The 22,535-nt window shown below is 72.0% G+C and carries 19 protein-coding genes and 1 riboswitch; of the genes, 14 read left to right on the top strand and 5 right to left on the bottom strand.

Going from position 1 to position 22,535, the window contains the following annotated elements; translation table 11 throughout:
- Positions 1-196: 196 nt before the first annotated feature.
- On the bottom strand, positions 197-790 hold the full coding sequence (locus tag HTV45_RS12595; protein WP_215205788.1) for a hypothetical protein: 594 nt from the start codon (positions 788-790) through the stop codon (positions 197-199).
- A 293-nt stretch (positions 791-1,083) separates the two neighbouring features.
- Here HTV45_RS12595 and HTV45_RS12590 point away from each other — a divergent pair, with 293 nt between their 5' ends.
- The 9 genes from HTV45_RS12590 (at position 1,084) to HTV45_RS12550 (ending at position 13,827) form a co-directional block, all read left to right on the top strand.
- Entirely contained in the window at positions 1,084-1,938 is an 855-nt protein-coding gene (locus tag HTV45_RS12590; protein ID WP_215205787.1) for a bifunctional methylenetetrahydrofolate dehydrogenase/methenyltetrahydrofolate cyclohydrolase, read from the top strand.
- Positions 1,928-2,521, top strand: coding sequence for a DUF3017 domain-containing protein (locus HTV45_RS12585; RefSeq protein WP_215205786.1), 594 nt, complete (start codon positions 1,928-1,930; stop codon positions 2,519-2,521). Before HTV45_RS12590 ends, HTV45_RS12585 begins: the two co-directional genes overlap by 11 nt.
- 578 nt (positions 2,522-3,099) lie before the next feature.
- Positions 3,100-4,215 carry an XRE family transcriptional regulator gene (locus HTV45_RS12580; RefSeq protein ID WP_215205785.1) on the top strand — a complete coding sequence of 372 codons (1,116 nt, stop codon included), beginning with the start codon at positions 3,100-3,102 and terminating at the stop codon, positions 4,213-4,215.
- An 808-nt stretch (positions 4,216-5,023) separates the two neighbouring features.
- Entirely contained in the window at positions 5,024-6,013 is a 990-nt protein-coding gene (locus HTV45_RS12575) for a malate dehydrogenase (protein ID WP_215205784.1), read from the top strand.
- A gap of 231 nt (positions 6,014-6,244) precedes the next feature.
- Positions 6,245-7,765, top strand: a complete 1,521-nt coding sequence (locus HTV45_RS12570) for an aldehyde dehydrogenase family protein (RefSeq protein ID WP_215205783.1) — start codon at positions 6,245-6,247, stop codon at positions 7,763-7,765.
- Positions 7,766-8,033: 268 nt separating this feature from the next.
- On the top strand, positions 8,034-9,575 hold the full coding sequence (locus HTV45_RS12565; protein WP_215205782.1) for a GMC family oxidoreductase: 1,542 nt from the start codon (positions 8,034-8,036) through the stop codon (positions 9,573-9,575).
- The gene (locus HTV45_RS12560) at positions 9,572-10,663 is read left to right on the top strand and encodes a glycine betaine/L-proline ABC transporter ATP-binding protein (RefSeq protein WP_215205781.1); all 1,092 of its coding nucleotides are present in this window, start codon (positions 9,572-9,574) and stop codon (positions 10,661-10,663) included. Before HTV45_RS12565 ends, HTV45_RS12560 begins: the two co-directional genes overlap by 4 nt.
- Positions 10,664-10,724: 61 nt before the next feature.
- A complete protein-coding gene (locus HTV45_RS12555; protein ID WP_215205780.1) occupies positions 10,725-12,743 on the top strand; it encodes a proline/glycine betaine ABC transporter permease in 2,019 nt (672 codons plus the stop codon).
- 79 nt (positions 12,744-12,822) lie between these two features.
- Positions 12,823-13,827, top strand: coding sequence for an ABC transporter substrate-binding protein (locus tag HTV45_RS12550; protein WP_215205864.1), 1,005 nt, complete (start codon positions 12,823-12,825; stop codon positions 13,825-13,827).
- Positions 13,828-13,911: 84 nt separating this feature from the next.
- Here the strand turns inward: HTV45_RS12550 and HTV45_RS12545 are convergent, their stop codons facing one another.
- The gene (locus tag HTV45_RS12545) at positions 13,912-14,418 is read right to left on the bottom strand and encodes a carboxymuconolactone decarboxylase family protein (RefSeq protein WP_215205779.1); all 507 of its coding nucleotides are present in this window, start codon (positions 14,416-14,418) and stop codon (positions 13,912-13,914) included.
- 46 nt (positions 14,419-14,464) lie between these two features.
- Here HTV45_RS12545 and HTV45_RS12540 point away from each other — a divergent pair, with 46 nt between their 5' ends.
- The 5 genes from HTV45_RS12540 (at position 14,465) to HTV45_RS12520 (ending at position 20,133) form a co-directional block, all read left to right on the top strand.
- Positions 14,465-15,853, top strand: coding sequence for a PLP-dependent aminotransferase family protein (locus HTV45_RS12540; protein WP_215205778.1), 1,389 nt, complete (start codon positions 14,465-14,467; stop codon positions 15,851-15,853).
- A gap of 206 nt (positions 15,854-16,059) precedes the next feature.
- A complete protein-coding gene (locus HTV45_RS12535; RefSeq protein WP_215205777.1) occupies positions 16,060-16,704 on the top strand; it encodes a dihydrofolate reductase family protein in 645 nt (214 codons plus the stop codon).
- 227 nt (positions 16,705-16,931) lie between these two features.
- The gene (locus HTV45_RS12530; RefSeq protein WP_215205776.1) at positions 16,932-17,279 is read left to right on the top strand and encodes a hypothetical protein; all 348 of its coding nucleotides are present in this window, start codon (positions 16,932-16,934) and stop codon (positions 17,277-17,279) included.
- 7 nt (positions 17,280-17,286) lie between these two features.
- Positions 17,287-18,471: a glutathionylspermidine synthase family protein gene (locus tag HTV45_RS12525; RefSeq protein ID WP_215205775.1), complete on the top strand. Its 1,185-nt coding sequence runs from the start codon at positions 17,287-17,289 to the stop codon at positions 18,469-18,471.
- 76 nt (positions 18,472-18,547) lie between these two features.
- Positions 18,548-18,652: riboswitch (ZMP/ZTP riboswitch) on the top strand.
- A gap of 32 nt (positions 18,653-18,684) precedes the next feature.
- Positions 18,685-20,133, top strand: a complete 1,449-nt coding sequence (locus HTV45_RS12520) for a glycine hydroxymethyltransferase (protein ID WP_215205774.1) — start codon at positions 18,685-18,687, stop codon at positions 20,131-20,133.
- Between the two features lie 61 nt (positions 20,134-20,194).
- On the opposite strand, the gene HTV45_RS12515 is transcribed toward HTV45_RS12520, so the two are convergent.
- The 3 genes from HTV45_RS12515 to HTV45_RS12505 all read right to left on the bottom strand — a co-directional run bounded on the left by HTV45_RS12515 (position 20,195) and on the right by HTV45_RS12505 (position 22,493).
- Complete coding sequence (locus tag HTV45_RS12515) at positions 20,195-20,911, bottom strand: hypothetical protein (RefSeq protein ID WP_215205773.1); 717 nt, start codon at positions 20,909-20,911, stop codon at positions 20,195-20,197.
- A gap of 138 nt (positions 20,912-21,049) precedes the next feature.
- On the bottom strand, positions 21,050-21,940 hold the full coding sequence (locus HTV45_RS12510) for a hypothetical protein (protein WP_215205772.1): 891 nt from the start codon (positions 21,938-21,940) through the stop codon (positions 21,050-21,052).
- Positions 21,933-22,493 carry a sigma-70 family RNA polymerase sigma factor gene (locus HTV45_RS12505; RefSeq protein WP_308309499.1) on the bottom strand — a complete coding sequence of 187 codons (561 nt, stop codon included), beginning with the start codon at positions 22,491-22,493 and terminating at the stop codon, positions 21,933-21,935. The genes HTV45_RS12510 and HTV45_RS12505 overlap by 8 nt, the downstream gene beginning before the upstream one ends.
- Between the last annotated feature and the right edge of the window lie 42 nt (positions 22,494-22,535).

The raw sequence follows: 22,535 nt of genomic DNA, 5'->3' as shown, positions 1-22,535 counted from the left end.
CCCCCTTCCCCGATTTCTCGGGGCCAACTTTCTCCAGTCCAACGGGGAGCAGGTTAAGGGACGCTCCTGCGGAGCGGCGAAGCTTCCGCCCGCACGGCGCGTCCCGTGACGCGCAGGGGCCGTGTCACGCCACGAGTGGCGGGACACGGCCCCTGCGGGACACGACGGCGCGGACCGTTCAGCGGGTCCGTGCGGTTCAGTATCGCGGTCGTCTGAACCATTCCGAGCTGGCGCGCTTGGCCGCGAAGACGATCACCAGGATCGAGACCACCCAGATGAGCAGGCCGAGACCGAACATGCCCAGGGCGAAGATGCCGCTGACGATCGCGAACGAGGCGTACACGATCGAGCAGACGCGCACGCTGCTGCCGCCCTTGGCGTACTGGAGCAGCAGCACCAGGCCGAGGATCGCGAAAACGGCGGCCAGACCGATGAAGAAGACGATGACGCCCTTGCCCAGGTCGGCGAACTCCTCCGCGTCGGTGCCGCCCCTGAGCCCGGCTTCGGCCACCACCTCGTCCCAGTCGGCCAGCGCCACGGCGTACACGGCCGCGATGATCACGTGGGACACGGCGATCACCGCGAGCAGGATCTGCGCGGCGCGCGTGATGCCCGGCATCTGGGCGGGGGCGTAACCGCCGCCGCCGTACGGCTGGGCCACCGGCGGGGCGGCGGGGTAGCCGTATCCCTGCTGCGGGGCGCCGGGCTGCTGCGGGTAGCCGTAGCCGGGTCCGGCCGGGGGCTGCTGGGGAGGCTGCCCGTAGGGGTTGTTCGGGTCGCCGAAACTCATGGCGGTTCTTCCTCCGGTTGGGCTTCAGATGCGGGGACGACGCGGGGGCCGGCGCGGAGGAAGTTCTACAGATGCGGTCCGTCCCCCCGGTTCTGCCCGCGGCACTGCGCTCTCATCGTTCGTGACCGTTCCTTTCCTTGTCCAGCCGTACGCCGTATGTGTTGTGCAAGTGCAACATCACTGATCTTGGACCGATTCGGGCGGAAGAGGAGCGGGCACGGGGTCGGGCGTCCGGGCGGCCCGCCGTCCGGGCTGATTGGAACCGGGGCCCGGTCATCCGCGAGGATGGGGGCATGACCGCCCAGATTCTCGATGGCAAGGCCACCGCGGCCGAGATCAAGTCCGACCTGACCGCCCGTGTGACGGCGCTGAAGGAGAAGGGCGTCACGCCCGGCCTCGGCACGATCCTCGTGGGACAGGACCCCGGCAGCCAGAAGTACGTCGCCGGCAAGCACCGTGACTGCGCCCAGGTGGGCATCGCGTCCATCCAGCGCGAACTGCCGGAGACGGCCACCCAGGAGGAGATCGAGGCGGTCGTCCGGGAGCTGAACGAGGACCCCGCCTGCACCGGCTACATCGTCCAGTTGCCGCTCCCCCGGGGCATCGACGAGAACCGCGTCCTCGAACTGATGGACCCGGAGAAGGACGCCGACGGCCTCCACCCGATGAACCTCGGCCGCCTCGTCCTGAACGAGCCGGCCCCGCTGCCCTGCACCCCCAACGGCATCATCACCCTGCTGCGCCGCCACGGCGTGGAGATCAAGGGCGCCGAGGTCGTGGTCGTCGGGCGCGGTGTCACCATCGGCCGCCCGATGCCCCTGCTGCTGACCCGGCGCAGCGAGAACGCCACCGTGACCCAGTGCCACACCGGCACGCGTGACCTGGCGGCGCATCTGCGGCGGGCGGACATCATCGTGGCCGCCGCGGGCAGCGCCCACCTGGTCCGTCCCGAGGACGTCAAGCCGGGCGCGGCCGTCCTCGACGTCGGTGTCTCCCGCAGCGCGGAGGGCAAGATCGTGGGCGACGTCCACCCGGGCGTGGCCGAGGTGGCCGGCTGGGTCGCCCCGAACCCCGGCGGCGTCGGCCCGATGACCCGGGCCCAGCTGCTGGTCAACGTGGTCGAGGCGGCGGAGCGCAGTGTCGGCTGAGCGGCACGCCCCCGACGCCGGGGACGCCCCCGGGGCCCCTGGGACCGAGGACGCCCCTGGGACCGAGGACGCCCCTGGGACCGAGGACGCCCTTGGCGCCGAGGACGCCCCGGAGGCTCGGACACCGGAGCGGTCCGAGGACGTCACGGTCCGCGACTCCGTCAGCGCGCCCGACGCCGAGGGCGTGCCGCGGCGTGCCACCCGCCGGTTCCCGCTGTTCACCCGGGACACCGCGCGCCCCGAGGGCGGCGGCAGAGCGGCCCCGGGTGACGCGCCCGCGCCCGCCCGCCAGTGGCCGATCCTCGCCGTGCTGCTCGCGGCCGGGCTGGGGCTGCTGGTGACCGCGATGGACCAGTTCCGGCTCGGCACGCTGCTCGTCGGCGTGGCCCTGGTGGCCGGAGCCGTGCTGCGCTGGACGGTGCGGGACGTCGGCATGCTCGCGGTGCGCTCCCGGTTCACCGACATCGTCACGTACGGCGGGCTGGGTCTGGGGATCGCGGTGCTGGCGCTGATGGTCCAGCCGGAGCCGAAGCTGAGGATCCCGTTCCTGGAGGACCTGCTGCACTTCACGATCAGCGGCTGAGCCACGCCGGGAATCTCCGCGAACGACGGCCCGTCCTCACCCCCGTGAGAGGACGGGCCGTCGTTCGCGGACCACACTCCTGTACGACGAAGTGCCTGTTCAACGGCTGTCCTGCCGCTGTGGCACGGAAGTGACCGTTCCGCTACGTCCCCCGGAATCCCCGTACAGCCCCGCGATGCGGTCGCGACATGTTCGAGACATGACAGTCCGCCGTGGGGCGCAGGGGATTGATGTGATCATCGCTCCGGCCGTCTGGGTCGATGTTTCGACAAGTCCGCGGATGTGTGACGAAGTGGTGGAACTCCGGGGTGAGCAGGAACAATGAGCACGCTCCGGGGTGTCTCCGCCCTCTAGTTCCGGGTTCCGTTCGGTCGAGGGGGTGACCGATGGGACACTGGACCGTAAGCGGGCGGGCGGGCGACGTTGCCCGTCCGCAGCCATCATGCTCCCGTGCGCCCCCACCCCGGGAACTGAGACCCTGGCTGGCGGCATCCCTGTGGGTAGCCGGACGGGGACTCGGCAGAGGGCACCATGCGCGAGGGAAGAACAGCACGAACCGGGGGGAAGAGGGGGAAGCAATGCCTCGTTGGAAGGCCTTGCCGGAAGAGCTCGATCCGCAGATCAGGGAGTTCACCAGTCAGCTCAGACGGGTCGTGGACCGCAGCGGCATGAGCGTCGCGTCGGTCTCCGACCGCACGGGCTACAGCAAGACGTCCTGGGAGCGGTATCTGAACGGACGGCTGCTCGCGCCGAAGGGCGCGGTCGTGGCCCTGGCCGAGGTCACCGGGACCAACCCGCTGCACCTCACCACCATGTGGGAGCTCGCCGAGCGCGCCTGGAGCCGTTCGGAGATGCGTCACGACATGACCATGGAGGCGATCCGGATCTCACAGGCGCGTGCCGCGCTCAGTGAGCTCGCCGGTCCGTCCACCGGTGGCAGACCGGGCAGGACCGGAGCCGCGGTCCGTCCCGGCGTCGCGGGGCCGGCCGGCGTCTCCCCGAGCGTGCCGCCGCAGCCGACCGCCTCCGAGGTGCGCGATGCCGCGGGCGGGCCGGCCGGGGGCAACTCCTGGGGTGTCTCCGGAACCCCGGGAACGCCGCAGCCGGGCCACTACGGCTCCGCTCCGGCGGGGACGTACGGGGCGCCGCCCCGGGGCCCGTCCGGTCACGGCGGCTCCGGTGGTGCCGGTGGTGCCGGCGGGAAGAAGCGGACGTCCACGTTCATCGCCGGCGCGGTGGGGGCGCTGGTGCTGGTCGCCGCCGCGTTCTACGTCATCGGGACCGAGGGCGACCGCAAGAAGGACGAGGCACGGAAGTCCCCGTCGCCCACCGCCACCGCCAGCGCGAACCTGCCCCCCGGCGTCGAGTGCAGCGGGGAGAGCTGCGCCGGCAAGGACGCCGAGGTCATGGGGTGCAGCGGCGATCTGGTCACGACGACGCAGACCGCGACCGTCGGCGCCACCACGGTGGAGGTCCGTTACAGCGAGACCTGCGCCGCGGCCTGGGGACGCATCACCCAGGCCGCACAGGGCGACACGGTCGAGATCAGCTCGGGCGGGTCGAAGCAGAGCGACACCATCTCCGCCGTCGGCGACACCGTCACGTACACCCCGATGGTGCCGGTCGAGAGCGCGACGGACGTCAAGGCCTGCGCCGTCCTGGCCGCCTCCGGCGAGAAGGGCTGCACGGAGTAGTCCGGTCCACCCCGCCGGCGGAGCAGTGCGCGGTGGACCGCCCGCCCGGTTCGGGTGTCCCGGTGCTCCCGGGCGGCCCGCCCGTCCGCGCGGAAGCCCCTGGAGCGGCAGCCGGACACCCGGGGGCGGTTGCTTCGCCGTGCGGGTGGGGGTGTGTGGGCCCGGCCTCGTGTCCCGGGGCTCCGGGGGCGTCGTACGAGCGGCCCGGCGTGCGGGGGTCGCGGCGCCGCGCCAGGTACCTGCCGTGTGGGCGTGGGCGTGGGCGTGTGTCCGGTCCGGTGGTGCGGGGCTGTCCGTTCGGGTTGGTGCTCCGGGCTGGTGGGTGCGGACCTGTGGGGCGTCGCTTCGCCACGTACGAGACCGCATGCCGGGCCCGTGCCGCCGAGTAGGAGGGGAGCGGGGTGTGTGGGCCGTATGGGTCCATATGTGTGGGGGAATCGTGGGGACGTGAATGCCGGGGCGAAAGGCGGGCACGCGAAAAGTACCCCCAGGGGAGTCCGGCACGGTCGGTCCCCGGCGGCGGCCGCCCCGTCCCCACCTCTCCCGGACGGGACGGCCGCCCTTTTCTGTGCCCTTCCGGCTACCCCTGTACGCGCGCGGTCACTCTGTGGGGCGGGCCACAGGGAGCCCGGCCGTGCGGGCCGGCGGATGCGCGATAGCCTGACCGCTGGATCTCTCTTGACGCCAAGAGACCGATCATGCGAACCGATGATCGATCATCGTGGTGGACGCCGGTCACGAGCCGGAGCGGGATCCCGCACCCCGGGGCAGGGACCGCCCCACCGCCAGCTGTCATACGGAGAACGCCATGACCCGCACTCCCGTGAACGTCACCGTCACCGGCGCGGCCGGCCAGATCGGTTACGCCCTGCTCTTCCGCATCGCCTCCGGCCAGCTGCTCGGCGCGGACGTGCCGGTCAAGCTGCGCCTGCTGGAGATCACCCCGGCGCTCAAGGCCGCCGAGGGCACGGCCATGGAGCTGGACGACTGCGCGTTCCCGCTTCTGCAGGGCATCGACATCACGGACGACCCGAACGTGGCCTTCGACGGCGCCAACGTCGGCCTCCTCGTGGGCGCCCGCCCGCGGTCCAAGGGCATGGAGCGCGGTGACCTCCTCGAGGCCAACGGCGGCATCTTCAAGCCGCAGGGTCAGGCCATCAACGCCCACGCGGCGGACGACATCCGCGTCCTGGTCGTCGGCAACCCGGCCAACACCAACGCGCTGATCGCCCAGGCCGCCGCCCCGGACGTGCCGGCCGCCCGGTTCACCGCCATGACCCGCCTGGACCACAACCGCGCGCTGACCCAGCTGGCGAAGAAGACCGGTGTCCCGGTCTCCGAGATCAAGAAGCTGACGATCTGGGGCAACCACTCCGCCACCCAGTACCCGGACATCTTCCACGCCACCGTCGCCGGCAAGAACGCCGCCGAGGTCGTGAACGACGAGAAGTGGCTGGCCGAGGACTTCATCCCGACCGTCGCCAAGCGCGGCGCCGCGATCATCGAGGCCCGTGGCGCCTCGTCGGCCGCCTCCGCCGCCAACGCCGCCATCGACCACGTGCACACCTGGGTCAACGGCACCGACGAGGGTGACTGGGTCTCCATGGGCATCCCGTCGGACGGCTCCTACGGCGTCCCCGAGGGCCTCATCTCCTCCTTCCCGGTCACCGTCAAGGACGGGACGTACGAGATCGTCCAGGGCCTGGAGATCAACGAGTTCTCGCGCGCCCGGATCGACGCCTCCGTCAAGGAGCTCGAGGAGGAGCGCGAGGCGGTCCGCGGTCTCGGCCTCATCTGACCTGCGCGAACAGGCCCGTGGGCCCCGTACCGGTTCCGCCGGTACGGGGCTCACACGCGTTCGGACGCTCGGCGGGACACTCGTGTGCAGTGACTCGGAGCACTTCCGGCCATGGATTCGGCATGCATTCGGGACAACAGGGCAGGAGCACCCGGTCCCGTGGGTGACACATGTGGGTGACACATGTGTGGTGCACGGACGTGGAACAGGAACGGAAGGCAGTTACCGAACATGGCGGACAGCACAGAACTCCGGGTGCGCGGCACCATCCACGCGGGAGGCGAGTGGCGGACCGCCGTCTCGGGGGCCACCCGCGAGATCCTCGACCCCGCGGACGCCCTGCCGTTCGCCGTGGTCGCGGAGGGCGACGAGAAGGACACCGACCTCGCGGTGGCAGCCGCGCGCCGTGCCTTCGACGAGGGGCCCTGGCCGCACACGCCCGTCGCCGAACGGGCCGCGCTGCTGCGCCGCGTCGCGGACCTGCTCGTGCGGGACCGGGAGGAGCTCGGCCTGCTGGAGAGCCGCGACGCGGGCAAGACAGCCGAGGAGGGCCGCGTCGACATCGACTGTGTGGCCGACGCCTTCCGCTACTTCGCCGACCTGGTCGCCGCGGAGGCGCCCGGACGGGTCGTCGACGCGGGCTCGCCCGACATCCACAGCGTCGTCGTGCACGAGCCGGTCGGCGTCTGCGCGCTGATCACCCCCTGGAACTATCCGCTGCTCCAGGCCAGCTGGAAGATCGCCCCCGCCCTCGCGGCCGGCAACACCTTCGTGGTCAAGCCCAGCGAGATCACCCCGCTCACCACCGTCGCCCTCATCGGCCTGCTGGCCGAGGCCGGACTGCCCGCCGGCGTCGCGGGCATCGTCACCGGACCCGGTCACACCGTCGGCGCCCGGCTGGCCGAGCACCCGGACGTCGACCTGGTCTCCTTCACCGGCGGCCTGGTGAGCGGCACCAAGGTCGCCCGGGCCGCCGCCCCGAGCGTGAAGAAGGTGGCCCTGGAACTCGGCGGCAAGAACCCCAACGTGGTCTTCGCCGACGCCTGCGCCACCGACGAGGGCTTCGACACCGCGGTCGACCAGGCCCTCAACGCGGCCTTCATTCACAGCGGCCAGGTCTGCTCCGCGGGCGCGCGGCTCATCGTCGAGGAGTCGGTCCGGGACCGCTTCGTCGCCGAACTCGCCCGCCGGGCGGAGAAGATCAGGCTCGGCCGGGGCACCGCGGACGGTGTCGAGTGCGGTCCGCTGGTCTCCGCGCAGCAGCGCGAGAAGGTCGAGGCGTACGTCGAGTCCGCGCTGAAGGAGGGCGCGGTACTGCGCTGCGGCGGCAAGCGGCCCGAGCCGTCCGCCGAACGCCCCGAGGCCGGCTACTTCTTCGAGCCGACCGTCCTCGACCGCTGCCACCGGGAGATGCGCGTCGTACGCGAGGAGGTCTTCGGACCGGTCCTCACCGTCGAGACCTTCCGCACCGAGGACGAGGCCGTCGCCCTCGCCAACGACACCGAGTACGGGCTGGCCGGCGCCGTGTGGACCGCCGACGCGGGCCGCGCCCGGCGGGTGGCCGGACGGCTGCGCCACGGCACCGTGTGGATCAACGACTTCCACCCCTACCTCCCGCAGGCGGAATGGGGCGGCTTCGGCAGGAGCGGGGTGGGCCGGGAACTGGGCCCGGCCGGTCTCGCCGAGTACCGCGAGACCAAGCACGTGTACCAGAACCTGGCGCCGAGGCCCGTGCGCTGGTTCGCGGGCTGAACCACAAGCCGGTCCGGAGTCCCCGTACCGCCCGGCCGCGTCCGGCGGGACGTTCCGCGGCCGGCCGAACCGCTTGCGGCGGTCGAGCCGCCCGCTCAGCGGCCGGCCGCCCGTCCTTCACCCGGCCCGTCGCACCGCCGTCCGTATCACCCGTCGCACCGTCCGCCCGCATCGCTCGCCGTACCGGGTCACCCACCCTGCTCTCCGTACCGGCCGTCGCACCGCGATCCGCCCACCTGCCCCGAGTCCCCGGAGGAGTACCACCCCGATGACCGCTCAAACCCACGAACGTGAACTCGTCTACGACTACGTCGTCATAGGCGGCGGCACCGCCGGATCCGTCATCGCCTCCCGGCTGACCGAGAACCCGGACGTCACCGTCGCCGTCATCGAGGGCGGCCCCAGCGACGTCGGCCGCGACGACGTGCTGACCCTGCGCCGCTGGATGGGCCTGCTCGGCGGCGAACTCGACTACGACTACCCCACCACCGAGCAGCCGCGCGGCAATTCGCACATCCGGCACAGCCGCGCACGCGTCCTCGGCGGCTGCTCCTCGCACAACACGCTCATCGCGTTCAAGCCGCTGCCGTCCGACTGGGACGAGTGGGAGGCGGCCGGCGCCCAGGGCTGGGGCGCGGTGCAGATGGAGGCGTACTACGCCCGTCTCAGGAACAACATCGTGCCGGTCGACGAGAAGGACCGGAACGCCATCGCCCGGGACTTCGTCGACGCCGCGCAGACCGCGCTCGAGGTCCCGCGGATCGAGGGCTTCAACAAGAAGCCCTTCTCCGAGGGGGCCGGCTTCTTCGACCTGGCCTACCACCCGGAGAACAACAAGCGTTCGTCGGCGTCGGTGGCGTACCTGCACCCCGTGATGGACGAACGCCCCGGCCTCACGCTCATGCTGGAGACCTGGGCGTACCGCCTGGAGCTGAACGGCACCCGCGCCGAGGGCGTCCATGTGCGGACCAAGGACGGCGAGGAGACCCTCGTCAGGGCGCGGCGCGAGGTCGTGCTGTGCGCCGGCGCGGTCGACTCCCCCCGCCTGCTGCTGCACTCCGGCATCGGTCCCCGGGCCGACCTGGAGGCGCTCGGCATACCCGTGGTGCTCGATCTGCCCGGCGTGGGCGAGAACCTGCTCGACCACCCCGAGTCGGTGATCGTCTGGGAGACGGACGGACCCATACCCGACAACTCGGCGATGGACTCCGACGCCGGCCTCTTCGTGCGCCGCGACCCCCAACACGCGGGCCCCGACCTGATGTTCCACTTCTATCAGATCCCCTTCACCGACAATCCGGAGCGACTGGGCTACCGGCGGCCGGAGTTCGGCGTCTCCATGACCCCGAACATCCCCAAGCCGAAGTCCCGCGGCCGGCTCTACCTCACCAGCGCCGACCCCGACGTCAAACCCGCCCTCGACTTCCGCTACTTCACCGACGAGGACGACTACGACGGCCGCACCCTCGTCGACGGCATCCGCATCGCCCGCGAGATCGCCAAGACCGAGCCGCTCGCCCACTGGCTCAAGCGCGAGGTCGCTCCCGGCCCGGACGTCACCGGCGACGAGGAGCTCGGCGAGTACGCCCGCAAGGTCGCCCACACCGTCTACCACCCGGCCGGCACCTGCCGGATGGGCGCCGCCGACGACGACGGGGCGGTGGTCGACCCCGAGTTGCGCATCCGCGGGCTGGAGGGCATCCGGATCGCGGACGCCTCCGTCTTCCCGACCATGACCGCCGTCAACCCGATGATCGGTGTCCTGATGGTCGGCGAGCGCGCCGTGGAACTGATCGGTGGTGCCGCGTGACCACCACCCCCGCCACCGCCCCGGTCGCTCCGGCCACCGACACCCCCGTCTTCTCCGTCGACGGACTGTGGAAGGTCTTCGGCCCCAGGGCCGAGCGCGTCCCCGCAGACCCGGAGCTCGCCGCACTCGACGCCGCCGGGCTGCGCGCCCGCACCGGGTGCACGGCCGCCGTCCGGGACGTGAGCTTCGACGTCCGCAAGGGCGAGGTCTTCGTCGTCATGGGCCTGTCCGGTTCCGGCAAGTCCACCCTGGTGCGCTGTCTGACCCGGCTGATCGAACCGACCGCGGGCAGCATCGTCATCGACGGTGAGGACGTCCGCGCCATGGACAAGGCACGGCTGCGCGAACTGCGCCGGCACCGCGCCGCCATGGTCTTCCAGCACTTCGGCCTGCTGCCGCACCGCACCGTCCTCGACAACGTCGCCTACGGCCTCGAGATCCAGGGCATGGGCAAGGCGGAGCGCCGCGAGAAGGCCGCCCAGGTCGTCGCCAAGGTCGGCCTCGAGGGCATGGAACAGCGCAGACCCGCGCAGCTCTCCGGCGGTCAGCAGCAGCGCGTCGGGCTCGCCCGCGCCCTCGCCGTCGACCCCGAGGTCCTCCTCTTCGACGAGCCGTTCAGCGCGCTCGACCCGCTGATCCGGCGCGACATGCAGGAGGAGGTGATCCGGCTGCACCGCGAGGAGGGCCGCACGATGGTCTTCATCACCCACGACCTCCAGGAAGCCCTGAAGCTCGGAGACCGGATCGCCCTGATGCGCGACGGCCGGGTGGTCCAGCTGGGCACACCCGAGGAGATCGTCGGCTCTCCCGCCGACGACTACGTCCGCGAGTTCGTCCGGGACGTCCCGCGCGAACAGGTCCTCACCGTCCGCACCGCGATGCGCCCCGGAGACTGCGGCGGGCCCGACCACCCGGGGGCCCTCGCCCCCGACACCGTCGTCTCCGGCGCCATCGAGGTCGTCGCCCGCACGGGCCGCGCCGCCTGCGTCGTGGAGAACGACCGCTGCCTGGGCCAGGTCGACCACGTCGACCTCCTGCGGGTCGTCGCCGGAATCGACGGCCGCCCGGCGAAGGAAGCCGCCCGATGAGCGCCGGCATCGGAACCGGCGCCGCGGAGACGGCCACCGCGACCGCACGGGGGCGGGGCATATGAGCGCCGTCACCACCCCCGCCCCGCCCTCCCCGCCCACGGAACCGGCCAGGAAACCGGCCCCGCGAGCGGCCCGCTCATGGCCGGCCCACCCGCTGCTGCGCCGTCTCCTCCCGCTGGCCGTCGCCGCGGTCGTGCTCGTGCCGGTCGCGGCGGCCCTCTGGGGCAGCGGAGTCTGGCCGTCCGCGCTGACCGCCGACGTCAAGACACCGCTGGACGACGCCTACGCCTGGGTCGTGCGCAACCGGGACACCCACCCCGTCTTCCTCTACTTCCTGCTCCACCTGAGCAACTGGTCCGACGACTCCGTCGGCTGGATGACGGACCTGCTGGTGAACGTCGGCTGGTTCCCGGTGACGCTGGGCGCCGTCCTGCTCTCCTGGCGCATCGGCGGCCTGCAGAGCCGGCGCGGAGTCAAACTGGCCGGCGTCACGCTGGCGTCCTTCGTGGTGTGCGGCCTGCTCGGCATGTGGGAAGCCACCATGGAGACCCTCGCCCTGATGGCGATCGCGGTCATCGTGTCCGCGGTCATCGGCGGCCTGCTCGGCCTGGGCGGCGGTCTGTCGGACCGCTTCCAGAAGATCCTGCGCCCGGTGCTGGACACCATGCAGATCATGCCGGCGTTCGCCTACCTGCTGCCGCTGGTGCTGCTCTTCGGGATCGGCGTGCCCTCGGCGCTGATCGCCACCATCATCTACGCCGCCCCGCCCATGGCCCGGCTCACCGCGCTCGGCCTGCGCGGCGCCGACGCGGGCGTGATGGAGGCCGCCCGGTCACTGGGCGCGAGTACCCGGCAGCGGCTGCTGACCGCCCGGCTGCCGCTGGCCCGCAAGGAGATCCTGCTCGGCCTCAACCAGACGATCATGATGGCCCTGTCCATGGTCACCATCGCCTCCGTGGTCGGCGCCGGCGGCCTCGGCGAGGAGGTCTTCCAGGCCTTGTCCACCGTCGACGTCGGCAGGGCACTGGCCGCGGGCATCCCGATCGTGCTGCTGGCCGTCTGGCTGGACCGCACCACCGCCGCCGCCGGCGACCGGCTCGGTGAGGGCCCCGGCCCCTCCCCCGTCCGCCTCCTGCACGGCTGGCGCGGCTGGAGCCTGACGGCCGGAGTGGGCGTCGTGGCCTCCACGGCGGGCGCCGCGCTGCTCATCGAGGAGTGGCCCGAGCCGTGGACCGTGGACATCTCCCAGCCGGTCAACCGGGCCATGGACTGGTTCACGGGTCACCTCGCCGAGGGCGTGCCCGTCCTGGGCGGCACCCGTACCTGGGCCGACGGCTTCACCACCTGGGTGCTCGACCCGCTCCGCGACGGCCTGACCGCCACCCCGTGGTGGCTCCTGGTGCTGCTCGCCGCGGTGCTCGGCCTCCTGGCCGGCGGCTGGGGCGCCATGGCCACGGCCGCCGCGTCCATGGCCGGTATCGGTGTCATCGACGTGTGGGACAACTCCCTCGACACCCTGTCGCAGGCCATCGCGGGAGTCGTCGTCACCCTTCTCCTCGGCTTCCTCATCGGGGTGGTCGCCGCCCGGATGCCGGTGGTCGAACGAGTGCTGCGGCCCCTGCTCGACACCATGCAGACCCTGCCGCAGTTCATCTACCTGATCCCGGTGGTCGCCCTGTTCAACGTGGGCCGTTCCGCCGCCGTCGCCGCGGCGGTGCTCTACGCGCTGCCCGCCGTCATCCGGATCACCGTGCAGGGCCTGCGCCAGGTGGACCCCGCGGCCCTGGAGGCCTCCCGCTCCCTGGGCGCCGGCACCTTCCAGCAGATCTGCCAGGTCCAGGTACCGCTGGCCCGGCCGGCGCTGATGCTCGCCCTCAACCAGGGCGTCGTCCTGGTCCTCGCCATGGTCATCATCGGCGGCTTCGTCGGCTCCGGAGCCCTCGGCTACGACGTCGTCTTCGGCCTCCAGAAGAGCGCTCTGGGCACCGGTCTGACCGCCGGCGTCGCGATCGTGCTGCTCGGTCTGGTCCTGGACCGCACCACCCAGCGCACCCGGTCCACGACCGGCACACCCTGACCCCCGGACCCGGCGCCCACCCCCGCCGGCACCACCGACCGACCGAACGAACAACGAACCAGGAGAACCCCTCATGCGCATGAAGAAGCTGAACCCGACCGGCCCGGCCGGAGCGAAGCCCAGCGGGGCCAGAACGCGCCTCACCCGGACCGCGACCGCCGTCGCGGTCGTGACCGCCCTCACCGGTCTGAGCGCCTGCGCCGCCGCCGACACCGGCTCCTCCTCGTCCAAGGGCTCCTCCGACTCGGTCACCATCGCGGTGCCGTCGTGGGTCGGCGCGGAGGCCAACGCCGCCGTCGCCCAGTACATCCTCGAGAACGAGCTGGACACCAAGGCCGAGCTCACCCAGCTCGACGAGTCGGTCGCCTTCGACGCCCTCAACAGCGGCAAGGTCGACGCCATCATGGAGGACTGGGGCGGCGCCCCGAAGAAGGTCGACCTGTACGTCAAGGACAAGAAGACCGTCGTCGAGGGCGGCGACCTCGGTGTGGTCGGCCACATCGGCTGGTTCGTGCCGAAGTACCTGGCCGACGAGCACCCGGACATCACGGACTGGAAGAACCTCAACAAGTACAAGAACCTCTTCAGGACCGCCGAGAGCGGCGACAAGGGCCAGCTCCTGGAGGGCTCGCCGTCGTACACCACCAACGACGACGCGATCATCAAGAACCTCGAGCTGGACTACAAGACGGTCTACGCCGGCTCCGAGGCCGCGCAGATCACCCAGATAAAGGAGAACTACAAGGCCAAGAAGCCCTTCATCACCTACTGGTGGACTCCTCAGTGGCTGAACGCCCAGCTCGACCTGGTCGAGGTGAAGCTGCCCGAGTACAAGGAGGGCTGCGACGCCGATCCCGAGAAGGTGGACTGCGCCTACGCCCAGACCCCGCTGCAGAAGTACTTCAACGCCGACTTCGCCGAGGACGGCGGTGACGCGGCCGAGTTCCTGAAGAACTTCAACTGGACCGCCGAGCAGCAGAACGTGGTCGCCTCGATGATCGCGGACGAGAAGATGAACTCGAAGGCGGCAGCCGAGAAGTGGGTCAAGGACAACAAGGACGTCTGGCAGAAGTGGCTGCCCTGACCCGTGGCCCCGTGACGGGCCCACGGCGGCCCCCGGCAGCGCCCCGGCCGCGCGCTGCCGGGGCCCCGGGCCGGGCATGATCCGTCAGTGGTGCCGGCCCGGCTGGTAGTGACCCGGCGTCATACGACACGTCACACCGAACCGGTTCCATGCGTTGATCACCGTGATCGCGGCGATCAGCTGGGCCAGCTCCGCCTCGTCGAACCGCTTGGCGGCCCGCTCGTACACCTCGTCGGGCACGAAACCGTCCGTCAGGACGGTGACGGCCTCGGTCAGCTCGATCGCCGCGAGCTCCCGCTCCGTGTAGAAGTGCCGCGACTCCTCCCACGCGCCGAGCTGCACGATCCGCTCGACGCTCTCGCCCGCCGCGAGCGCGTCCTTGGTGTGCATGTCGATGCAGAAGGCGCAGTGGTTGACCTGCGAGGCGCGGATCTTCACCAGCTCGTACAGCTTCGGGTCGAGGCCCTTCTTCGCGGCGGAGTCCAGCCGGACCATCGCCTTGTAGACCTCGGGCGCGTGCCGCGCCCACTCCAGCCGGGCGGGCGACTCGGCGGCGTAGGGCCGGTCCGCTGTGGTTTCGGTGTTCGTCATGGTTCGACCGTAGGAGCGAGGCAGCCCACGGGTATGGTCCATTTCCATGGCAGAACGCCGGTCCACTTCCCGCGGCGGCCTCCAGGGCATCGACCTCCACCTCGATCCGGCCGGGCCCGGACTGCGCCGCGGTCTGACCGACGCCCTGCGCGAGGCCGTCCGCAGCGGCAGGCTCGCCGCGGGCACCCGGCTGCCCTCCTCCCGCTCCCTCGCGGGTGACCTGGGCATCGCCCGCAACACCGTCGCCGACGCCTACGCCGACCTGACCGCCGAGGGCTGGCTCACCGCACGGCAGGGCTCCGGCACCCGGGTCGCCGACCGCGCGGTACCCGGCCCGCCGAGCCGTCCGGTCTCCGCCCGGCGCACACCGGGCCGCCTCCCGTACAGCCTCATTCCGGGCACCCCGGACCTCGCCTCCTTCCCCCGCGCCGGCTGGCTCAAGGCCACCCGCCGTGCCCTCGCCGCCGCTCCCCACGAAGCCCTCGGCTACGGCGACCCGCGCGGCCTCCCCGAACTGCGCACCGCCCTCGCGGGCTACCTGGCACGCGTCCGCGGTGTACGCGCCGATCCCGAACGCGTCGTCGTCTGCTCCGGCTTCGCCCACGGCCTGAAGCTCCTGAGCGAGGCCCTGCGCGCCCGCGGTGCCCGCACCCTCGCCGTGGAGCCCTACGGCCTGAACGTCCACTGGGACCTGGTCACCCGCGCCGGCCTGCGCACCACCCCACTGCCGCAGGACGCCGCCGGCACCCGCACCCAGGACCTCGGCGACGCCGACGCGGTACTCCTGAGCCCTGCCCACCAGTTCCCGCTGGGCGGCGCCCTGCGCCCCGAGCGGCGTGCCGCCGTGGTCGACTGGGCCCGTCGCGGCGGCGGCCTGATCCTGGAGGACGACTACGACGGCGAGTTCCGCTACGACCGCCAGGCCGTCGGGGCGCTCCAGGACATCGACCCCGACCACGTGGTCTACCTCGGCACCGCCAGCAAGTCCCTCGCCCCCGGGCTCCGCCTGGGATGGATGGTCCTGCCGCCCTGGCTGGTGCCGGACATCACCACCCACTCCGTCAGCGTCGTCGAACAGCTCACCCTCGCCGAGTTCCTCACCTCCGGTGCCTACGACCGCCATGTCCGCGCTGCCCGCCTGCGCTACCGCCGCCGCCGAGACGCCCTCGTCCGGGCCCTCGCCGCACGCGCGCCCGACGTCCGCATCACCGGCATCGCGGCCGGCCTCCACGCGGTCCTGGAGCTCCCGCCCGGCACCGAGCAGTCCGTCGTCCAGGCAGCCGCCTGGCAGGGGCTGGCCGTCCACGGCCTCACCTTCTACCGCCATCCCGACACGGACACCACCCAGAGGGACGCCCTGGTCGTCGGCTACGGCACCCCGCCGGACCACGCCTGGGCCGGCGCTCTCGAGGCGCTGTGCAGGGCGCTGCCCTGAGCTGTTCTGAGCTGCCCTGAGCTGCCTTGAGCTGTTCTGACCCACGGAGGCCGGTCACGGAGACCGGGCGGCGGACGAGGACCGGCCGGCCGGACTCCGCACAGGAAGTTCCGGGCCGCTGTCGATCGGGCCGTGCTCCGTTCGACGTCCTGGTGTGCAGCGCACCGCCCTACGGGGGAGGGTGCCAGGACCCGATGAGGAGAGACATGGAACAGCTGCTGAGGGCCATGAACATCACCGTCTCGAGTGACGGGATCGGTGCCGGTGAGCACCAGACCCTGGAGCGGCCCTTCGGCCACGCCGACCCCGGGAGGATGTTCGCCTGGGCGGGCGCCACGGCGAGCTGGCCCAACCGCACCGAACCCGGAGGGACCCGCGGCCTCGACGACCACCTCACCCGGGACTTCGGCCGCGACATCGGTGCGGAGATCATGGGCCGCAACAAGTTCGGCCCCCAGCGCGGGCCCTGGGACGACCACACATGGCGCGGCTGGTGGGGCGACGAGCCCCCGTTCCACACTCCCGTGTTCGTCATGACCCACCACCCGCGGCCGTCGTTCACGCTCTCCGACACCACGTTCCACTTCGTCGGGGGCACCCCGGGCGAGGTCCTGGAACGCGCCCGGGAAGCGGCGCGGGGCAAGGACGTCCGGCTGGGCGGCGGGGTCACGACCATCCGGCAGTTCCTCGAGGCCGACCTCGTGGACACCCTGCACGTGGCGGTCGCGCCGATCGAGCTCGGCACCGGCCTCCGCCTCTGGAAGTCGCCCGGCGAACTGTGCGACCGGTTCCATCTCGAGGTCGTCCCGAGCCCGAGCGGAGTGACCCACCACCTGTTCTGGCGGCGGTGACGCGAGGACGCACGCGAGGCGGCCCGCCGCGGATCGCGGATCGCATATCGCGGATTACGGATCACGGAAGTGGCTCAGACATGTCAAAGGGGGCGAAACAGCGGTGAGATGAGAGGTGCGGGCCGGGGGCTCCTGTGCGAGCGGCCCGGCCGGTCTCTAGGCTGTCCGCCGCGAGCCGGGAGTGAACAGGGTCCCGGCGGACAGCGGAAACGGCGCAAGGGGGAGTCATGGCGGAGACGCGGCGGAGGCTGCGGTCCAGCACGGTGGTGCTCGGGGGGATGGGGGTGCTCGCGGCGGCCCTGTCGGCGTGCGGGTCGGATCCGGACCGGCGCTGTGTGGACCGGGACAGCTACGACTACCTCAACGGCTACAAGGTCGTCGCCGACAAGAACTGCACGTCCGGCTCCTCCTCCGGTTCCTACGGCAAGGGCAAGTCCCGCAGCGGCGGCGACTCGGACTGGTACTACGACGCCGATGTCAGCGCCGGTTACGCCGAACGCGGCACCTTCAGCCGCAGCGAGGCCGTCGACCGGGGCGGCTTCGGCTGCTCGGGCTCCGGCAGCGGCGGCGGCTGAGCGGGCCATGGAGCGGCGCACCATCGAACCCCGCCCCGGCTGGCAGGAGACCGTCGAGGAGCAGGGCCTCATCTACCCGCTCACCCGGTATCCGGACGGGTCGCTTCGGCCCTACTGGGACGAGAGCGCCTACTACGTCTTCTCCCTCGGTGAGGTCGAGGCGCTGGAGGAGGCCGTCGAGGAGCTGCACGGGATGTGCCTCGCGGCCGCCGAGCACATCGTCACCGCCGGCCGCTTCGCCGACCTCGGCATCACCGATCCCCGGATCGTCCACGCGGTCGGTGAGGCATGGCGGCGGCGCGGCGAACTCCCCTCCCTCTACGGGCGCTTCGACCTCCATTACGACGGCACCGGCCCGGCGAAGCTGCTGGAGTACAACGCCGACACCCCCACCTCCCTGGTGGAGGCAGCCTCCCCCCAGTGGTTCTGGATGGAGGAACGCTTCCCCGGCGCCGATCAGTGGAACTCCCTCCACGAACGCCTGATCGCCGCCTGGAAGAGGCAGGCCGCCCTCCTCCCGCCGAACAGCCCCCTGTACTTCGCCCACTCCTCCGCCGATGAGCTGGGGGAGGACCTGATGACGGTCGCCTACCTCAAGGAGACCGCCGAGCAGGCCGGTCTCGAGACCGACTGGCTCTCCATGGAGGAGATCGGCTGGGACCGGCTCTCCGGGCGCTTCGTCGACAACGGGCTCCGGTTCATCCGCAGCATCTTCAAGCTGTACCCCTGGGAGTGGCTGACCACCGACCGCTTCGCCGGCCATGTGCTCGACACCCTCGACAACGGCGGCGGCACCGGCTCCACTCTCTGGATCGAGCCCGCCTGGAAGATGCTGCTCAGCAACAAGGCCCTGCTGGCGATCCTGTGGGAGCTGTACCCCGGCCATCCGAACCTCCTGCCCGCCCATCTCGACGGCCCGCGCGCGCTGGCGGACACGACGGGGTACGTCGCCAAGCCGCTGCTGGGGCGTGAAGGCGCGGGTGTGACGCTTCACCAGCCCGGAACCGGCCCGGTGCTCCGTGACGAACCCTGCTGCTATCAGCAGCTCGCCCCCCTTCCCGACTTCGACGGCAACCACGTCGTCCTCGGAGCCTGGGTGGTGGGGGACGAGTCGGCCGGCCTCGGCATCAGGGAGTCCTCCGGACTGGTGACGGACGAGTACGCCCGCTTCCTGCCGCACGTGATCCTTTAGCGACCCGGGGGCCACGGGCGGCTGCGCCCGGATGGTGGACGTCTCTCCGTGGCACTCCGTGCCGCCCGGTAATCTGACCGTGGGCCGTGACTGGCGTGCTGGGATGGAGCAACCATCGGGAAGCGGCCCCCGTCCCCGTGACCCGGGGACCGGACATGTGCCGTGCGCCTGGGCCGTACCGTGAACGCCGAACGCCACGTCCGGAGGTCCCTCATGTCTGCCGAGCCCCTCTCCACCGCTTCCACCGCCTTCCGCTCCGCCCTCGACGTGATCCGCGCCGTCGAGCCGCGAGTCGCCGACGCCATCGGCCAGGAGGTCGCCGACCAGCGCGAGATGCTCAAGCTGATCGCCTCCGAGAACTACGCCTCCCCGGCCACCCTCCTCGCGATGGGCAACTGGTTCAGCGACAAGTACGCCGAGGGCACCGTCGGCCGCCGCTTCTACGCCGGCTGCCGCAACGTCGACACCGTCGAGTCGCTCGCCGCCGAGCACGCCAGGGAGCTCTTCGGCGCCCGGCACGCCTATGTCCAGCCGCACTCCGGCATCGACGCCAACCTCGTCGCCTTCTGGTCGGTCCTCGCCCAGCGCGTCGAGGTACCCGCCCTGGAGAAGGCCGGGGTCCGCCAGGTCAACGACCTCTCCGACGCCGACTGGGCCGAACTGCGCCGCGCCTTCGGCAACCAGCGCATGCTCGGCATGTCCCTGGACGCCGGCGGCCACCTCACCCACGGCTTCCGTCCCAACATCTCCGGCAAGATGTTCGACCAGCGGTCCTACGGCACCGACCCGGCCACCGGCCTGATCGACTACGAGGCGCTGCGCCTCTCCGCCCGCGAGTTCAAGCCGCTGATCATCGTGGCCGGCTACTCCGCCTACCCCCGTCTGGTGAACTTCCGGATCATGCGGGAGATCGCCGACGAGGTCGGAGCCACGCTCATGGTCGACATGGCGCACTTCGCCGGTCTCGTCGCCGGCAAGGTCCTCACCGGCGACTTCGACCCGGTCCCGCACGCCCAGATCGTCACCACCACCACCCACAAGTCGCTGCGCGGTCCGCGCGGCGGCATGGTGCTGTGCGACGACTCCCTCAAGGACCAGGTCGACCGCGGCTGCCCGATGGTCCTCGGCGGCCCGCTCCCGCACGTGATGGCGGCCAAGGCCGTCGCCCTCGCCGAGGCCCGGCAGCCCGCCTTCCAGGACTACGCCCGGCGCATCGTCGACAACGCCCGCGCCCTCGCCGAGGCCCTGATGCGCCGCGGCGCCACCCTGGTCACCGGCGGCACCGACAACCACCTCAACCTGATCGACGTCGCCACCTCCTACGGTCTCACCGGCCGCCAGGCCGAGGCCGCGCTGCTCGACTCGGGCATCGTCACCAACCGCAACTCCATCCCCGCCGACCCCAACGGCGCCTGGTACACCTCCGGCATCCGCATCGGCACCCCCGCGCTGACCACGCGCGGTCTGGGCACCGCCGAGATGGACGAGGTCGCCGGTCTCATCGACCGTGTCCTCACCACCACCGAGGCGGGCACCACCAAGTCCGGCGCTCCTTCCAAGGCCTCCCACGTCCTCGACGCGAAGGTCGCCGACGAGATCTCCCACCGCGCCACCGACCTGGTCGCCGGCTTCCCGCTGTACCCGGAGATCGACCTCGGCTGAGCGATTTCCCGCGAGTGACGCACGGCGGTCCGGTCGCGCACCGGGCCGCCGTGCGCCGCCGTCAGACGTCCAGCAGTTCCTGCCGCGGACCGGGAGCGTCCTTCCGGCGCTGGACCAGCCGTGTCCCGTACGGGCGCAGCAGCAGGGCCAGTGACGCTCCGGCCACCACCCCCGGTATCGCCCACCACCAGTCGGTGGAGCCGGCCGCCACAGCGCGGGTCTGCGCTGCCGCCGCGGCCGTGCCGTCGTCGGTCGCCGGGCGGGCCTGCGCCGTCTCCCACGGTGCCGGGTACATCCCGGATGCCGGTACGGGGGCCGTCGTCCTGCCCATCACGCCCAGCCCGAAGAGGAACTTGTACACGTCCGACGGATACTCGGCGCGGTGCCAGAAGCCGTTCGACGACTCGGGGACATGCGACGCCGTGTGTATCCAGACGTCTTCGTCCGGGAGTCCCACGAAGACCCGGTCCACGCGCCAAGGCGTCACGTCGTGCACCATCCATGTCACGTTGATCAGCCGGGCCGAGCTCGAGACGGCTTCCGGCGGCTTCGCAGGGGTGCCTCTGCCGACCGGGCCGAGCAGTTTCTCCAACTGGCCGTACTCCGCGTCGGAGTAGTACAGCGCGGCCGTCTCCTGGCTCTCCGGTGAGACCACCAGCACGCTCGTCGGCCCCCCGGCAACGGCCGGTGACGCTCCCCCCAGCATCACGGCCAGCGCGGCCGCCAGGGCCCCCGCACTCGCCGTCAGTCGTCGGACACTGCCTTTCCATCCACGCATCCGGGCCCCCACTCGGCCGGTCGATCCCCGTGCGGCCCGACCACGAGCCGCCTGTCACTTCTGGTACACCGCCCGGGCCGCCGGGGTTCCCATGGGGTCCGCCAGGAACTCCGGAACTCCGGGAGGCCGGAAGGCCGGCTACCCGTCCGCCTCCCCGACCGCCCCCGCGATCTCCAGCGCCCGCGCCTTCGACGCCACCCCCTCCAGCCGCAGCGTCACACCGTCCGCCGCCGCACCCTCACTGCCCGCCGCACCCGTGTGGCCCCACAGCAGCGTCGGCCCCGCCGTCCGCTCCGCCCGGGTGAACCGGTGTCCGTCCGTGTCGACCATCCAGAAGGTCAGCACATGCGGACGCGAGAACCACAGGGCCGACTCCGCGGACCCGCCCGCCGGGCCACCCGCACCCGGCGACAGCAGCTCCGGCTGCTCGCGCACACTCTTGGTGAAGGCGATGTCCAGGCGGCCCGGGAACTCGTCCAGCCGGATCGTCCGCCCCTTCTCCCGCCAGCACAGGCTCACCAGGGACCGCCCTCGCGGGAGCCCGCTCACCGTCACCGCGTCCGGAGTGCCCAGTGCCTCCGGCACGAGTGGCGCGAACCCGGCCCGCCGCTCCGCCTCGCCGAGCGACACCGACCGCCCGCAGCCCGGCACCTCGGCACCCGGCGAAGGCACCGCCGACGGGTCGTACCGCACCTCGACCCCACCGAAGCCGAACCAGTCGGTCACCGCCGCCCGCACCGGAGGGGTCAGCACCACCACCGTCAGCACCCCGCACAGCGCCGCGACCAGTGACCGCCACCGCGCCCCCGCCCAGCGCCGCACGGCCCGCAGCCGAGCCCGGGCGCCCGTGGGCTCCGCCACCGGGGCCGGCACCCGCTCGGCCAGTATCTGCCCCAGCACCCGCTCGGCCATCGACTCCGGCCCCGCGGCGCCGTGCGGACCGCCCGGCCGCCCGTCCAGGGACCGGCCGAAGGCCCGCAGTTCCTCCCGCAGCCGCTCGGCCTCACCCTCGTCGTACCGCTCACCCACGGCTCTCCCCCCTTTCCCGGGGCCGGAAGTCCGGCAGCAGGCGCTCCAGTCTGCGCAGCGCGCGGTTCAGCCGGGATTTCACCGTGCCCCGGGGCCAGCCCAGGGCCTGGGCGGTCTCCCGCTCGTCCATCTCCAGCAGATAGCGGTAGGTGACGACCAGCCGGTGCTCCTCGCTCAGTTTCCGCAGGGCGGCCGCCAGGGCCGCGCGACGCTCGATCTCCAGCGTCGCCGCCGCCGGGTCGGCCGACTCCGGTATCACCGGCTCCGCCTCCACGAACGCCGCCTCACGGCCGGCGAGGGTGCTCCGGCGCACGGCCGCGCGCACGGTGTTCCTCGTCTCGTTGGCCACGATCGACAGCAGCCACGGCCGGAACGCCGTGCCGTCCCGGAACCGGCCCAGCGCGCGGTACGCCTTCACGAAGGCCTGCTGCACCACGTCCTCCGCGTCCGATCCCGCACCGAGCGCGGCGGCCGCCCTGAGCGCGATGCCCGTATGGGCCCGCACCAGCTCCGCGTACGCCTCCGGCTCTCCGGCGCGTACGCGTGCGATCACCGCGGCCTCATCGACGATGCGACCCCCCTCCCGCGTCCTCAC

The sequence above is a fragment of the Streptomyces sp. CHD11 genome (assembly GCF_018638295.1).
Lineage (GTDB): Bacteria > Actinomycetota > Actinomycetes > Streptomycetales > Streptomycetaceae > Streptomyces.
Note: the sequence above shows the minus strand (reverse complement) of the source record. Positions and strands in the feature narration are given on the sequence as shown.